General features: G+C 42.0%; 16 protein-coding genes. 13 read left to right on the top strand and 3 right to left on the bottom strand.

The window, feature by feature from the left end; translation table 11 throughout:
- Positions 1–32: 32 nt before the first annotated feature.
- Positions 33–887, bottom strand: a complete 855-nt coding sequence (locus tag ASG89_RS31255) for a hypothetical protein (protein WP_235549995.1) — start codon at positions 885–887, stop codon at positions 33–35.
- A gap of 80 nt (positions 888–967) precedes the next feature.
- Positions 968–3253 (bottom strand): AraC family transcriptional regulator, encoded by a 2286-nt coding sequence (locus ASG89_RS31250; protein ID WP_057315253.1) that lies wholly within the window; start codon positions 3251–3253, stop codon positions 968–970.
- A 273-nt stretch (positions 3254–3526) separates the two neighbouring features.
- Between ASG89_RS31250 and ASG89_RS31245 the strand changes: the two genes are divergently transcribed.
- From ASG89_RS31245 to ASG89_RS31210, 8 genes are all read left to right on the top strand, one after another.
- On the top strand, positions 3527–4450 hold the full coding sequence (locus ASG89_RS31245) for an ABC transporter permease (RefSeq protein WP_057315252.1): 924 nt from the start codon (positions 3527–3529) through the stop codon (positions 4448–4450).
- Positions 4451–4463: 13 nt separating this feature from the next.
- The gene (locus tag ASG89_RS31240) at positions 4464–5354 is read left to right on the top strand and encodes a carbohydrate ABC transporter permease (RefSeq protein ID WP_157257131.1); all 891 of its coding nucleotides are present in this window, start codon (positions 4464–4466) and stop codon (positions 5352–5354) included.
- Positions 5355–5434: 80 nt separating this feature from the next.
- A complete protein-coding gene (locus ASG89_RS31235) occupies positions 5435–7027 on the top strand; it encodes an extracellular solute-binding protein (protein WP_057315251.1) in 1593 nt (530 codons plus the stop codon).
- A gap of 134 nt (positions 7028–7161) precedes the next feature.
- Complete coding sequence (locus ASG89_RS31230) at positions 7162–7602, top strand: MarR family winged helix-turn-helix transcriptional regulator (protein WP_057315250.1); 441 nt, start codon at positions 7162–7164, stop codon at positions 7600–7602.
- 39 nt (positions 7603–7641) lie between these two features.
- A complete protein-coding gene (locus ASG89_RS31225; protein ID WP_057315249.1) occupies positions 7642–8562 on the top strand; it encodes an AEC family transporter in 921 nt (306 codons plus the stop codon).
- 98 nt (positions 8563–8660) lie between these two features.
- Complete coding sequence (locus tag ASG89_RS31220) at positions 8661–8963, top strand: hypothetical protein (RefSeq protein ID WP_057315248.1); 303 nt, start codon at positions 8661–8663, stop codon at positions 8961–8963.
- A gap of 35 nt (positions 8964–8998) precedes the next feature.
- Positions 8999–9367, top strand: coding sequence for a DUF423 domain-containing protein (locus ASG89_RS31215; RefSeq protein WP_057315505.1), 369 nt, complete (start codon positions 8999–9001; stop codon positions 9365–9367).
- A gap of 192 nt (positions 9368–9559) precedes the next feature.
- Complete coding sequence (locus ASG89_RS31210) at positions 9560–11419, top strand: putative bifunctional diguanylate cyclase/phosphodiesterase (protein ID WP_057315247.1); 1860 nt, start codon at positions 9560–9562, stop codon at positions 11417–11419.
- A gap of 43 nt (positions 11420–11462) precedes the next feature.
- Here the strand turns inward: ASG89_RS31210 and ASG89_RS31205 are convergent, their stop codons facing one another.
- Complete coding sequence (locus tag ASG89_RS31205) at positions 11463–11957, bottom strand: hypothetical protein (RefSeq protein ID WP_235549994.1); 495 nt, start codon at positions 11955–11957, stop codon at positions 11463–11465.
- Positions 11958–12187: 230 nt separating this feature from the next.
- Here ASG89_RS31205 and ASG89_RS31200 point away from each other — a divergent pair, with 230 nt between their 5' ends.
- The 5 genes from ASG89_RS31200 to ASG89_RS31180 all read left to right on the top strand — a co-directional run bounded on the left by ASG89_RS31200 (position 12188) and on the right by ASG89_RS31180 (position 15369).
- A complete protein-coding gene (locus ASG89_RS31200; RefSeq protein ID WP_057315245.1) occupies positions 12188–12460 on the top strand; it encodes a hypothetical protein in 273 nt (90 codons plus the stop codon).
- A gap of 126 nt (positions 12461–12586) precedes the next feature.
- Positions 12587–12889: a YunC family protein gene (locus ASG89_RS31195; protein WP_056624253.1), complete on the top strand. Its 303-nt coding sequence runs from the start codon at positions 12587–12589 to the stop codon at positions 12887–12889.
- Positions 12890–13115: 226 nt separating this feature from the next.
- Positions 13116–13904, top strand: a complete 789-nt coding sequence (locus ASG89_RS31190; RefSeq protein ID WP_414813315.1) for a basic amino acid ABC transporter substrate-binding protein — start codon at positions 13116–13118, stop codon at positions 13902–13904.
- A gap of 83 nt (positions 13905–13987) precedes the next feature.
- The gene (locus ASG89_RS31185) at positions 13988–14635 is read left to right on the top strand and encodes an amino acid ABC transporter permease (protein ID WP_057315243.1); all 648 of its coding nucleotides are present in this window, start codon (positions 13988–13990) and stop codon (positions 14633–14635) included.
- 2 nt (positions 14636–14637) lie between these two features.
- Complete coding sequence (locus ASG89_RS31180; protein WP_057315242.1) at positions 14638–15369, top strand: amino acid ABC transporter ATP-binding protein; 732 nt, start codon at positions 14638–14640, stop codon at positions 15367–15369.
- Positions 15370–15762 lie beyond the last annotated feature (393 nt).

The following is a 15762-nucleotide window of genomic DNA, read 5'->3' as shown; positions in this document are numbered from 1 at the left end:
AGAAGTATATCATGTTCATCTCTATTAATCTATCAAAATCTATCAGAATTAGACAAGAAATAGTAAAATCCACCAGAGACTAAAGTTGCTCTTCGTTCTTTGACTTCGTGGGCCAAACGATGGATGTTTTGCACGAGAGAATCATGGAAGGCCAGCAGCTGGTCCATGCCTACAAACAAGCTTAGCAGGTGCTCGTGGTGGGTGTCAGCAGTCTTGCCGTAATCGATGAAGAAATCATGGACATAGAGTTGCTGTTTGACCATTTCAGGTGTAAGGACATCACCTGCAGACAGCTGCAATTGCTTGCGGATAGCTGCTAATAAGCAATTATACGATCCATCCTCAATATCCTCTTCCCAATCTGACCAGTCATCCAACATTTGAAGTGTTACAAGCGTTTGTTCAACTGCTATTGTAACTACAGGAATGAGGTCAGCTTGGTTGGCAAGTAGTAGAGCTCCCGTGCTGGCATTTTTAACAGGACTAGCTTTCTTGGCAATTTGAAATTTGTCCTCGTGGAAATAATCGGATTGCTGTTCATTTGTGACACTTTTCGACCATTCTAGGATGTAGGTATCATAATAGTCCCAGAAAGGGGAATTTGAAGGAAATAGCGCTCGATAAATGGAAAGGAATTGGACATAAAATAAGTTGGCGAGTGGCAGCTTGCTCACGTGTTCCCCTTTGCTAGCATCCATAATATCATCTTGTATAAAGTAGTACAGCATGACGAAGACATTCGCAAGGGAAAGTTTGTTAAACGACTCTTCAGGTAGCTTGCAGATGTCTTTCATCCAATAGGGAAGAAGATAACAAATATAATTTTTGCTGCTGCTCTCGTTGGTGGGGTCAAACTTAGCTAAATAGTTAAGTCCTAACTGGTCCAATGGAGTGGGGAATTGGCGTATTACTTCCTTTGCTTCTGCAAAAATAAGGTGCAATTGACTCTTGTGAGCATTTAGCCATGTCATCGTTCATCAAGCCCTTTCTGTAGAAGCGTATTTTCATATTTGAGCTGTTTGCGGAAATCGTTCGGAGTGATCCCATTATACTTTTTAAATAAGCGGTAGAAATAAGAGTCGCTCGTGAAGCCTGTCTTCTCCGCGATTTCAGCAACGGATAGGGATGAGTTTAAAAGCAAATCTTTGGATTTGTTCATCCGCACATCTTGAATCACATCGGTAATGGCAGCCATCGTATGCTGCTTGTACAAACGGCTAATATAAATGGAAGACATGGCGAGCTCATCTGCAATCGAGTTAAGCGACAAGCTCTGATTCGCATAATCCCGATCAATGATGTCGTTCATTTTCTTGATCAGCTCCACATGCTTGGAGCTTCGCTTCTCATCTAGCTTTTTCTGAAGCTGCTTGAATAGGTCAATGAACTGTGCATTAATTTCTTCAATGGTTTCGACGTGGGTCAGAGAAGCGACAGCAGCATCCAAGTAGAGGGGGAAGGCCAGCGCATTATTCTTGTTGATCGTCGTTAGTACATTATTAACAGTTAAGGTCAGGTGCGAAATGGCCAAATGGACGACTGTGTAAGGATATAGCGATGTTTCATTCACAATGTCGGTATAATGCAGTTCAGCCTCTTCCGAATCGCCTGTCATGAGGCAATCGACGAGTTGTTTTTCCTTCTGAGATGGAAATTTGTACTCCTTGGTACGGTACGCAATGATGTCATCCGACCAAATGATACAGCCATGACCTCTAAATAAACGATGATAAGAGGCCTCCAACAGCTGTTTATAGAGTTGAAAACATGGCATCGCTTCGTCTTGCAGCGGGCTTACAGTAATTGAAACTGATAATTTAATGAAGGAAGAAATGGATGCTTGCATATTTTGAAGTAATTCAGTGAAATCAACAGGTTCCCATTTGAAATCCGCCTCTTTCGCAGAGAGCAGCAAGAGAATATGATCATCTCCCATATCGATGCCTTCCGCGTGAAAGGTGGAGGAGCTGATTTCGGTACCAATATTCATGATTGCATAGCGTAATAAGGTAAGTTGATCTTTATAAGTTCGAATGTTTTCTTCATATTTATCAATTTTGACCATGAGAAGCAAAGAAGGATGATCAATGGTGATTTTGGATCCGAAATAGGTTAATTTCGATTTCAAGGCTTCAGGGTGATAGGCATCTCTGCCCAGCATAATATTTCTCAGGAAATTTTGTCGTAAAATTTGAAGGTTATCGCGTTTTTCAATTTCTAATGTTTTTAAACTTCGAATGACCTTATCTATAGGACCGAATAATCGTTTGGACATGAAGAACGAAATGAGCAGCCCAATTAGAAGGATACTAAGCGAGATATAAATCGTTTTGAGACGCATGTCTCTGATCTCTTTTGTAATAATGGTGTAAGGGGTTGTTCGGACGTAACGCCATCCTAAGGAATCAGGGGCTGTATACGATATTAAAGACGGATTGTCATTGACGTTATCGACCAAATAACCAGGTGAAGAAGCATTGGCAATAATTTTCTGGATGTAGCTTTTATCTGCATAATTGGAAAGTACAGGATTGGATCCATCTGTAGAGATCAGAACGCCCGCTTTATTAATAATAAATTCGTTGCTTGCCCGATTGTTTGCGATTTTTTTCAACGATTTATTGAAGAATGATTCAGAGATATTGACGACAACGGCTGAATTCAAGGAATTATTTAAATTGATGGCATCATAGCACAAATAGGAATAGATTCCGACAGTCGTTGTTTGAAGTGTACTTACATTGGTTGACTTGAAGGTCCTTGGAATCGGCAAGAAAGGAATATAGTCCTGAAAATGATCGAGGATATCGACCATACCCGGATCGCCAAGATTGGCTTTCGTTTGGATGCCGCTTTGAAAGTTGTTCGAGCTGACGTAGAAAAGCTCTGAGGTTCCGTTATACACATAAATCGAATCGATAAAAGGCATCGCTAACCGATATAAATTCAATTGGGCCATGCTGCCTTGGACATCGTAGATATCTGGTTTATCGTAAAACAATAATTTACTGATGACGAAATCACGATAAATTTGAAAGGACAGGGAAGTTGCAGTTTCCGTAATCGTTCGGATTTCTTGACTTGTCTGGAGTAAGGAGTTGGAGTCGGATTCGTATACTTGCTTCAGCGCAATATTGTCGAAGTTGAAGTAAAGAATCGTAGAGGAGACAAGCAGGGTAATGACAATGGATAAAACGATACTGAGAAGTATGTTGCGGTACATAAATTTGCTCTCTTGATTTCGAAGCATCATGCTATCTGTCCCCCCCATTAGTAAAAAAAGTATATCCCAACTTAATACAGCTTGCAATGGAATCGGGGAGCTCAGAGGCTGAAAAAGCACTAGAAACGCCGAATTCTCCATGAAAGTTTACATTGTGCATATGCAGATTAGGCCGTTTTGGGTAGGTTCGTTCATAAATGTTAGCAGATCTTCAGTATCCTTGACGGAACGATTCTGTCTATAATTCGAGTATGGCAACCGACAAGATTAACAGGACATAATAACGCAGGGAGGTTTTACAGCATGATCCGGAAGAAAGGATTTTTCTATGAGTTAAACAAAAATAAATTGTTGTTTCTCATGATAGCGCCAACATTGATCTTCTTCTTTATTAATTCGTACGTACCGATGGTTGGAATCTACTTCGCATTTACCCGATTTGATTTTAATGGGGGACTTTTCGGAAGTCCGTTCGTAGGGCTTACGAATTTCAAATTCTTATGGAAATCAGGTGTGTTGTGGACGCTAACGCGGAATACGGTGGCCTACAATCTGGCATTTATCGTGTTCTTGAATGCGGCAGCTATCTTTTGCGCCATCCTATTAAGTGAAATGACAGGGAAGTTTTTCAAGAAGCTTACGCAATCCGTGATGTTCTTACCTTATTTTATTTCATTTGTTCTTCTCAACGCAATCGCTTACAACATGTTTAATTATGATACCGGGTTTGTGAACACGACGCTTAAATCATGGGGATCTAACCCTGTTGACATCTATAACACACCATCTTCATGGGTTTTTCTGCTGATTATGTTCTATGTATGGAAGAATGTGGGCTACACCATGGTCATTTATCTCGCCACGATAACTGGCATTAGTGATGAGTATTACGAAGCGGCTACGATTGATGGAGCTAACATTTTCCAAAGGATTTGGTACATAACGGTTCCGATGCTGAAGCCAACGTTCATTATATTGCTGTTATTCGCACTTGGCAGCATTATGAAAGGTCAATTCGATCTCTTCTACCAATTAATTGGAAATAATGGAATCTTGTACAATGCAACAGACATCTTGGATACGTATGTTTTCCGCTCTTTGAAGGTTACGTTTGACATCGGGATGGCGACTTCAGCTGGATTGTTCCAGTCGATCTTTGGTTTTGTACTCATAATGACAGTGAACTATCTGATTAAAAAATCAAATGATGAATATGCACTTTTCTAGGAGGTGACTGCACTTGCGTACCAGAGGAATTGATTCCGTTACATTTAATATTATTGCCTATCTTGTTATAATCGCGTTTTCTGTGATCTGTTTGTTTCCTTTCCTTCTCATCATTTCGGGTTCCTTAACGGATAACGAATCCATTATACGAGATGGATATCACCTCATACCGAGTGTCTTTTCATTGACAGCCTACAAGGCGGTTCTAACGTTCCCTGAAAAAGTATTAACGGCTTACGGGGTTACGATCTTTGTGACAGTGGTCGGGACGGCTCTCGGGTTGTTCATGATGACGATGGCCGGTTACGTGCTGCAAAGGAAAGATTTTAAGTATCGGAATAAGCTTTCCTTCTATATTTACTTTACCACGCTTTTCGGTGGCGGCCTTGTCCCTTGGTACATCATGATGACGAAATATCTGCAGTTAACAGATACGTACGCAGCACTGATTTTCCCAGGGCTCATGTCTCCCTTCCTTATTATATTAATGCGCAGCTTCATTAAGTCATCTATTCCAGAAGAGTTAACAGAGTCTTCGAAGATTGACGGCGCGAATGACTTCACGATTTATTACCGTGTAGTGCTTCCACTGGCTATGCCTGGGATTGCCACTGTTGGATTATTCCTAGCTTTACATTACTGGAACAGCTGGTTCTCGACATCGCTCTTTATTAATGATCAGAACAAATACGAGCTGCAGTATTTCTTGTATAACATCATTAATACGGCTGCTGCGGTTTCACAGCTTGGTGTCTCTACGGGTGTAACGATGAGTCAGGACATTCCATCGGAATCTACCAAACTAGCAATGGCTATCATCGTAACTGGACCGATATTGTTCCTGTATCCATTCGTTCAACGATTTTTCGTTAAAGGCCTAACGATAGGCGCTGTGAAAGGTTAGAACTGTAACGGAGTTATTCCGTCAGCTAACATAGATTGTTGGTCCTATTTCAATTATGCACAAATAAAGGGAGGATTTACATGAAAAGTAATACGAAAAAGATGTACAGTGTGTCAATGGCAATAGCACTTGCCGGTTCCGTTGTAGCAGGGTGTAGCAGTTCCACATCCAGTAGTTCTCCAAGTCCTTCCGCAGCAGCAGCAACGAAAGCACCTGAAACAACAGCAGCAGCGGCTACAGCTAAGCCAGCAGGTTTAGATACATCGAAGAAAGTAGAATTGCAATTCTATATGCTAGGACCTGCACCGAAGGATCTTCCGGTCATTGAAGAAGAAATTAATAAGCTAGCTTTGAAGGATCTGAACGCAACTGTTAAATTTAATTTCACCACGTGGACGGATTGGGATCAGAAATATAAGCTGTTATTATCTTCCGGCCAAGCGGTGGATTTGATCTTCACAGCGGAATGGACGCAATACCAATCCTACGCCAAAAAAGGAGCTTTCCTAGCACTGGATGAGTTGCTTCCGAAAGCAGCGCCTAAATTGAATAGCTTCGTACCGAAGGATATGTGGGAAGCTGTCAAAATTGATGGCAAAATCTACACCGTTCCTGCCACGTATAAAGAGTACGTTACGACAGGCTTCATCTGGCGTGAAGATTTAAGAGAGAAATTCAATTTGCCGAAGCCGGATTCCCTTGCTAATTTTGAAGCGTATCTAGCTGGTATCAAGAAAAATGTGCCTGATATGGTACCATTGGCAGCAAATAGTGATGTAAAAGGCAGTCTATCTGATCAATATAAAAACTTAACAATCGATCCAATTGGAGCAGTTCCTTATGGGTTGAATATTGGTTATAAAACGCCTTCAGAAGTTGGCTTATACTGGGGCTCTGCAGAGCACTTAAATGAGCTGAAAACAATGAAGAAATGGCAAGATGCTGGCTACATTACGAAGAACGTACTGAATACGAAAGATGCGATGACCGATTTGATTACAAGCGGTAAAGCAGCAGCGAATTTAGGAGATAATCCGAGCCGATTTAACGATCAGAAGCTGAAAATTGCTTCAACACACCCAGACTGGAAGCTTGAGTATTACCCAGCGCCAATGATTAAAGGTCACGCAGAGCCAGTTCACCCGATTCACAATGGCTTCGCGATTCCAAAAAGCAGTAAAAACGCAGAACGTGCACTTGCCTTCTACGAAAAAATGGTAACGGACAAAACTTACAATCAATTGACTGAATATGGTATTTTAGGCAAAAACTATACCGTTGATAACGGCTACTACACAATGATCGGTGACACGAACAGCAATGGTTTCCCGAGAGAAGCTATGCAGGGTTGGGCTTGGAGAAATCCTGAGTTTATGTTATTCGATAAAGGTTACGATGGCGTGAAAAAGATCTTCGCTGATCTGGACAAAATTGCATCACCTGATAAATACACAGGCTTTGCAGAAGACTACACGAGCTATCAAGCTGAAAGAGCGGCATTAGAGCAAGTGGAGAAACAATATCTGTATCCACTTGAAGCAGGTCTCGTTGCGGACGTTGAAGGCGGACTGAAAACATTTATGGAAAAAGCCAAAGTTGCAGGGCTTGATAAAATCCAAGCAGAGTACAAAAAGCAATGGTTGGAGTATGTGAAAAGCCAAAATATTAAATAAGTAAATTTGAAAAACACGGATGAGCTCCCACTGGATGGGGGCTCATCCGTGTTTTGTATTGACAGTCGGAAGCTTTTTGTTTAAATTGGAAGCAAAACGATTGTTTACAATACGACGGAGGGAGAGAAACGACGATGAGCAGCAGTGAATTTTTGAAGCTGGAGAATCAGCTTTGTTTCAGCTTATACGCGAGTTCCAGAGCGATTACTCGTATGTATCGTCCTTTTCTTGAGGAGCTCGGAATCACGTATCCGCAATACTTGGTTCTGCTTGTGCTCTGGGAACAACAGGAAAGCACGGTGAAAGAGCTAAGTGAGAAGCTTGATCTGGATTCAGGCACACTGACCCCGATGCTCAAGCGAATGGAAGCACAGAAGTTGCTCGTTCGGAATCGCTCACAGGAAGATGAGCGGGTAGTTCTTATTCGCATCACAGAAGCAGGGCTAGCACTCTACGACCAGGCGCTATGCATTCCGCAGACACTGTTTGCTTCGAGCGGTTTATCGCCGGAAGAAATAGCGAATTTCAATGAGCAGTTGAAACGAATTATCACAAGCGTTAATGCCTCCATGTAAGGAGCATCATGGGGATTCTCGATGAAGTGAGGCTATGTAATGAATTATTTCGTGTACATTCTAATCAACAACATTGTTCCGATTTGTATCATGATTGCGATTGGCGTGACCATGTATCGCGCCTTTCAGATTGACATTCGAACACTCTCGAAGCTAAATTTCTATGTGTTTTCGCCGGCGCTGGTTTTTGTAAAGCTGTATGAATCCGAAATGAGTCTCTCGATCCTCATGCAGGTGCTCTTATTTTTTGTCATTTTCTTCAGCCTTCTATTTGCCATTATTGAAGTGATCATCCGTATACAGAAGCTGCAACGCGGCATGCGGATTGCTATGCGAAATAGTGTTATTTTCTACAATAGCGCTAATTATGCCCTGCCACTCAATCAAACCGTATTTGGTGGCAACGCCTATACGTTAGCTATCCAAATCGTCATTATGATTATGCAGACGCTCATCCCTAATACTTACGGGATATACACGTTAAACGCACATAAGGCTACTTGGAAAGCGACTATGAAAACGATTCTCTCATTACCCGTCATTTATGCCATTCCAATAGGACTCTTATTGCGTTATTATCATGTGCCGGTACCATCTTCGATCAACATCCCATTGAACTACATCGCTAATGCCTTTATGGCCACAGCGCTGTTGACGTTAGGTGTACAGCTTGGTGCCATGAAATGGACATTTCAATTCTCGAATGTCTTGTTGTCGAATATGTTGCGTTTGGCGATAGGTCCGCTGTTAGGCTTTCTGGTTGTGTGGATGTTGGGGATTGAAGGTTTGACCGCGAAGGCGTTAGTTCTGTCCTGCGCAGTTCCTACTTCCTTAAGTAGTGTACTCCTTGCTATTGAGTATGAGAATGAGGCTGAGTTTTCTTCACAGGCGGTCTTTACTTCGACATTATTTAGCATGTTTACAATACCTATTGTCATATTTTTGTTGGATTTTATGTGAACTTGATGGGGAATTATAAAAATAGCAGGAATATCGACATTTTTTGGCGAATGGGTACATATACCTAAACACATCCAATCCAAGGGGGAGTTTTTACGATGAGATACCAATTTTGCCAGTATGTTACGATTGTCGATATGAATGATGAGATTTTGTCCGAGGTACTATTTGAACATGGAGAATTTGAATCGAATGCCGTCACCATTGGTTCTTCCGTTTTGATTCACCAGTTAGGTTTGAAGCAGTTTGACGTTGTCTATGACAAGCGTGAAGGTAAGACGACTCGTTATAAAATTGAAGATATTGAAGTGAATTTAATCGAGCAGCCTACGGTTACACGTGTTTTCTTGGAGCCTGTTCGTTTAATTGTGGGCCAACACGATATTGGTGAGGTCGAGTAGTTCATCACAGCAGTGAAAGGAAATGTAGTCTTATGATGAAGTTATTTTTGATATTTGGAAGCTTGAATGCTTTCTTATCTGTCGCATTAGGTGCGTTTGGTGCCCATATTTTAAAAGCGAAAATTCCAGATAAGATCGATGTGTTTCAAACAGGTGTTCATTATCACATGATCCACGCGATTGCATTACTCGTGATCGCGCTGCTCTCGGACAAGCTAGGAAACACTTCACTGGTGAATGCCTCAGGATGGGCAATCTTCATCGGAATTATCTTGTTCTCTGGCAGTTTGTATGGATTAAGCTTGACGGGCATCAAGGCTTTTGGACCTATAACTCCGCTAGGCGGAATAAGCTTCCTTGTCGGTTGGACCCTGTTAGCCATTGCAGCGTTTAAATTAAAATAGCCAAAAGAGCCGGAGAAATCTGGCTCTTTTTCGCATTTTATGGCGAGTTAGCAGGAAATGGCACGACCTTTGTAGAAAGTAAACACTGTTTGGAAATGTGCGCGAGATTACTTTATATTATTTGGGAGCTAGGTTCGGATATCTACGAAAGGCTTCCCTATCGAACATAGAACTATAGGAGGAGGCGAATTCGTGAACAATCGGCTCTATATTGGCGTATATGTCGTCGTAGCCATATGCGTTAGCATTTTCGTAAAGCCGTACGCCCCATGGATTTGTTTCTTGGGCGCACTCGCATTGCTTTACGTACTGCGTACGAAGAAACCGCTGCGACAACCGCAGGTACCCAAGGAACTCCCGAGAGATCATGCGTATCTAAGTGTTCTAGATTCACTATTTGAACATAATCCCAATGCAATCGGGATTTTTAATGATGAAGGTATATTCATTCGAATGAATCAAGCGGCAGAATCGATTCTGGGATACTCGGTCTCAGACCTCATGCATCAACCCTTTACGGATATTGTAACGGAAGAACAATTGGAAGCCACAAAGTGGCAATTGCAACAGAGTCGCGATGGGATTCCATATACCTTTGATACGTCGGTGCTGCATCAGCGCGGATATCGTGTCGATTTGCATGTAACAGCTGTTCCTGTCGATATCTATCATCATTCCAAAGGGAATATTCTGATTTGTCAGGACGTCACAGAACGTAAACGCGGCGACGAGCAAGTCCGATATATGGCCTATTACGATGATATGACGGGGCTTCCGAATCGAAGGTTATTTAAAGATCATTTGAATGAACGAATTCGTCTATGTAAAGAAGAAGGACATAAGGTTGCCGTATTCTATTTGGATATTGATCGCTTCAAACTTGTAAACGATAGCTTTGGACATGACTATGGTAACATGCTGCTCCTCCAATTAGCGGAGCGATTCACACGATGTTTGACTGCTGAGGATTTCCTAGCGCGTACGGAAGGTGACGAATTTGCTTTTTTCTACTCCAATGTGGAAGATGTCAATGATGTGATGACCGTCATTGCCGAAATTAATCGTGTCTTAGAGAAGCCATTCCTCCTAGAACAATATGAGCTTCATATCACTGCAAGCATAGGCGTCGCCATTTCCTCGGAAGATACCGATGAGGCTGACGAATTGATGAAATATGCGGACATTGCATTAGCCAGAGCCAAGGAAAAGGGAAGAAACGATTTTCAGATATTCAATTCGGACATGAAATCGGTTTCGATTAATCGTTTGAAGTTGGAGAATGAACTGCGCAGAGCTTTAGTCAATGAAGAATTCGTACTTTACTACCAACCTCAGGTGGATATAGGATCGGGGCGTATTGTTGGTGTGGAGGCATTAATTCGGTGGAATCACCCGGATAAAGGGATGGTTATGCCTAATCATTTTATCCCATTAGCGGAGGAAAGTGGATTGATCGTACCTATTGGCGAGTGGGTGCTCCGCGCGGCTTGTAAGCAAAATAAAACATGGCAGTCTGAAGGATATGCCCCTATTCCAATCTCAGTGAATTTATCGATGAGACAGTTTTTCCAGCATAATCTTAAAGGGAAAATAAGCCGTGTTCTTGAGCAGACGGAGCTGGATCCGCAATATTTGGAGTTGGAAATTACCGAAAGTATGACGATGGATGTGGATCATGCGATTCAATCCCTTCTTGAATTGAAAGAGCTTGGTGTAAATGTGAGTATCGATGATTTCGGTACAGGCTATAGCTCACTCTATTATTTGAAGAAATTTCCGATTGATAAGTTGAAGATCGACCGCTCCTTCGTACGCGATATTATGGTTGATCCGAATGACGCTGCCATTGTTGTGACCATTATTGCTATGACGCACCATTTGAATCTGAAAGTTATCGCGGAAGGTGTAGAGACAGAAGATCAATTGAAATTCTTATATCAAAATCGATGCAATGAGGTTCAAGGCTATTGGTTTAGTCCTCCTGTGGATCGCATAGAGCTAGAGTATATGCTAAAGCATGGAATTTCTGTTGCTGCTGCGACAGGTGAATAGAAAAAGGTACCCTTGCAGGTTGTTAGCAAGGGTACCTTTGTTTTCAATTTGTTGCCACGTAATCATCGATTTCATTTAACTTAAACAGATATACCTTCTTCTCATCTACATGATAGACGGTCACATTCTGGCTGCTCGCGTCAAAATTAAGGATTCGACAAGGAAGACTCAATTTAATGCCTTGGGCTTTGATAACCGTCAACCGAATCAAAGTATTGTTGGTCTTGAAATTCTCTAACTGTTCAACAATGTGTTTTGCGGCTTCGGAATGAATCGTTCTGCCTGCTGCTGTTGGCGTAGGAACGAGAGGCTTTTTATTTGTATATAAGGAAGCGGAACTTCCTTGTTTCGTGTTCAATTCAATAAGTTGACCTAGCTGAATACCTTTAAGTATTTGATAATCTTTGATCGTGTCTACGTTTAACAAATGAAGGAGCTTTTCCATTGCAAGGCCATTGGTTTCAGCTTCAATTAAAATCTCTACGGTGAATAAATGTCCATTCTTCGGACTTGTGTTTGAATCCCGTGGGTTCATCATAGCCTCCTAACTGCACTGCAATTGCACTACCTTAACTATAGCATGATATCATTAGCAAATGTAGCTTCGTTTTCATAAATGGCTCTTATTGAATTTAGCAAGAGCGGATCTGGAAGCCATTCTCAAAGAAGCAGAAGAGGAATATGATTTATTTGTAAGGCGATTAAATCAACATCCCAATTCGATCTCCAGTAAGCTTGAACGAATATGATATGAAGGAAGGTTGCGCTATGAAATGGATCATGCTGGCTATTATCCTATTGAGTGTGCTTCTTTTTATTTATAAACTTACTTATAAATTAAGAGATAAGGTTGAAACGACCAAGATTATACAAATGTCACTATACGGGAAGAAAGTTTCCAAAGTGAACAAGCAAATGTGTTCGTTCTGTCGAAAAAAAGATAGGAAATTAAGTTTCTATTCAGACGAGCAAGGAAGAGTTGTTGGCGTTTGTCAGGTATGTAGACCTCAAGCTGAGCGGAGAGCTTTGATGAGGTTATAAATTAGCTTTTTTTCACGATAATACAATCCAAAGGAAAAACACACAGAATCTTTACAGTGACCTCACACCGTACTAGCCGCAGGCGCATATACTACCGTAAGACTGCGAAGAGGAGCTGTGCAGAGCATGATGCGCGTAGAACCCATTCTTCTTGAAGGACATACAGCAATCGCGATAGAGGTTAAATTGCCGAAAACGACCTTGCTGGTAGTGACGACGGATAAAGGTTACATTATGTGCGGCGCCCTCGATGTAGCGCTGCTCAATGAGCGATTAAGTGACAGGAATATTGTAGCGGCGCGAGCTACCGGGGTTCGAACGATCGAGGAGCTGCTGGAAGCACCGCTTGAATCTGTAACTTATACGGCAGAAGACCTGGGTATTGTAGCCGGGATGACGGGACGGGAAGCAATACTTAAAATGATGTAAGACAGATGAAATGGCAAGCTCGAGCGCTTGGGTCCTTAAGACCTAGGCGTTTTCTTATTATGCAGAACAACAAAACGGGTTAGATGAACTGTGCAAGCAGCTGAAAATAGTTCGAAATACACATTTCCTTCAATTTCCTCGGATATTTATAGTAGATAGGTGTTGTTATTTTATTGACCAAGTGTTAATATATGATTCGTCCAATACATAGAACGGGGGAAGAATGATGAAAAAATTAATGATTTCTGTGGTAGCAGCAGCTTTAGTTTTAACAATGGCAGGTTGTGGCTCGAAAGATAGCGGTGGCACGAAAGTTAAATTTGCAACAGATGCGGCTTACGCACCGATGGAATATATGGATAAAGACAAGGTGGCAGGTTTTGATATCGACTTCCTTGCTGAAGTTATGAAAGAAGCAGGTCTAGCTTATAGCGTTACTAACACTGGTTGGGATACAATGCTGACAAGTGTTGAACAAGGGAAAGAGTACCAGGCAGGAATTTCCAGCGTATCTATTACGGATAAACGTAAACAATCCTATGATTTCTCAGCTCCTTACTTTGAGTCAACGAATATGATTCTTGTTAAAGAAGGAAGCCCGATCAAGAGTGCAGTCGATTTGAAAGATAAGAAAGTAGCGGTTCAAATCTCTACTACTGCTGATACGCTTATGACGGAAATCATGGGTAATGAAAACAAGTCACTAAAACGTATGGATAACAACACACTTGCACTGATGGAACTTGAGAGTAACGGTGTTGACGCAGTTGTTGCGGATATTGCTATTATTCGTGAGTATGTTAAAAACAATCCAACCAAAAAATTTGTTTCGATAGCTGACGCAAAAAACTTCGAATCCGAGTACTACGGCATCTTGCTTCCTAAAGGCAGCGACCTCAAAGCGAAGCTGGATCCTGCTATCAAAAAAGTAATTGAGAACGGCACTTATGCAACAGTGTACAAGAAATGGTTCGGTCAAGAGCCAGATACGAAGAAATTGCTCGATCAAAAATAAAAGCTTAAAAGCATGCGTGACTTAACCTTACGCATGCTTTTCTTCTGTAAGTAGCAGAATAATTAATGGAAAGGAAGTGTAGAATGGAATTTCGCTTTGATATCATTCTTGATTATGTCCCCTTGCTGCTGAAAGGTACGCTATGGACGATTGGTATTTCCATTCTCTCCATCTGTTTCGGGTCTGTATTAGGGCTTGCAGTTGGATTAGGTAAAATGTCTCACCGCGGCTATTTGAGATGGCCGACTAGTATATACGTTAACTTTTTCCGCGGCACACCGCTGCTGGTTCAAATATTGCTTGTACATTTTGGTGTTGTGCCCTTGTTCTTAGGGGAAACGAACCCGATTGTCGCTTCGGTTGTTGCTTTATCCTTGAATTCGGCGGGGTATATGGCTGAAATCTTCCGTGCAGGTATTCAATCCATCGATAAAGGCCAAACGGAAGCAGCGCATTCCCTAGGTATGACTCATTTCCAAACGATGAAATCGGTCATTTTACCGCAAGCCATCAAACGGATGATTCCGCCTTTTGGTAATGAATTTATCGTTCTGATTAAGGATTCTTCCTTGTTTGCGATCATCGCGGCACCTGAGCTTATGTATTGGTCTAATGCCATGCGGAGCCAATATTTCAAAGTATGGGAGCCGTATTTGACAGCTGCACTTATTTATTTCATTCTTACTTACTCTCTTAGCAAGCTTCTTGGCTATATCGAAAGGAGGGTATAACCATGACCGCATTAATAGAAGTAAAGAGCTTGAAGAAAGCGTTTGGAGATAACGTTGTTCTTCGTGATATAAGTACAGAAATTCAGCACCAAGAGGTGCTGGTTGTGATTGGCCCTTCAGGTTCAGGAAAATCAACATTCTTACGATGTTTGAACCTATTAGAGGAGCCTAATGGTGGAACAATCACGATTGATGGCCGTAATCTGATGGACTCGACTAACAAAATTAATGAGATCCGCATGGAATTAGGTATGGTGTTTCAGCGGTTTCACTTATTCCCGCATATGAAGGTAATTGATAACATCATGCTTGCGCCTATCCAGGTACGGAAATGGCCGGAGGATAAAGCTCGGAAGAAAGCGATGGAGCTATTGTCCAAGGTTGGACTCGCAGACAAAGCAAACGCGCTTCCGGATTCTCTATCCGGTGGACAGGCGCAGCGTGTTGCGATTGCCCGTGCGCTTGCGATGGAACCGAAGATCATGTTGTTCGATGAACCAACCTCAGCGCTTGATCCCGAAATGGTTGGCGAGGTGCTGGGCGTCATGAAGCAATTGGCCAAAGAAGGTATGACGATGGTCGTCGTTACACATGAAATGGGCTTTGCGCGTGAAGTTGGCGATCGGGTTATGTTTATGGAGCAAGGGGTAATTGTTGAAGAAGGCAAACCTGAGCAAATTTTTGAAGCGCCGACCCAGGAACGTACGAAGTCGTTTTTGTCCAAAGTGCTATAGTGTAATATATAATGAGGGTCGCGCTTAGCGCGGCCTTTTTTTCATGCTTGGTCGTGAAGAGTTGGTGGGATGGAGATGGGCTGAGTGGATGACCCTGTGCGATGGGCCTTGTGCGAGGGAGCTTGTGAGATGTGCCCAGTGAGAGGGAGCTTGTGCGAGTGACCCTGAGCTCCCGGCGAATAACTGGATTTTCTACAGTTAATTTATGGGATTTCTCCATCATGCGCAGAATAGATGGAAAACTTACAGTTAATATTAGCCATTTTACTCGATCTGAACAAAAAACGGTTCGGCCCCTTAATTATGGAGTCTTTCTAATAAATACTCGCCATTTCGCAGTTTCTCGTTTTTTTGTATCTCGTGTGAACTGGACCAATTTTGCTAAAGGGTAAA

Origin of the sequence: Paenibacillus sp. Soil766 (assembly GCF_001428105.1) — a bacterium.
GTDB lineage: Bacteria > Bacillota > Bacilli > Paenibacillales > NBRC-103111 > Paenibacillus_E.
The sequence above is the reverse complement of the archived record's forward strand: the minus strand, read 5'-3'. Positions and strand labels throughout refer to the sequence as shown.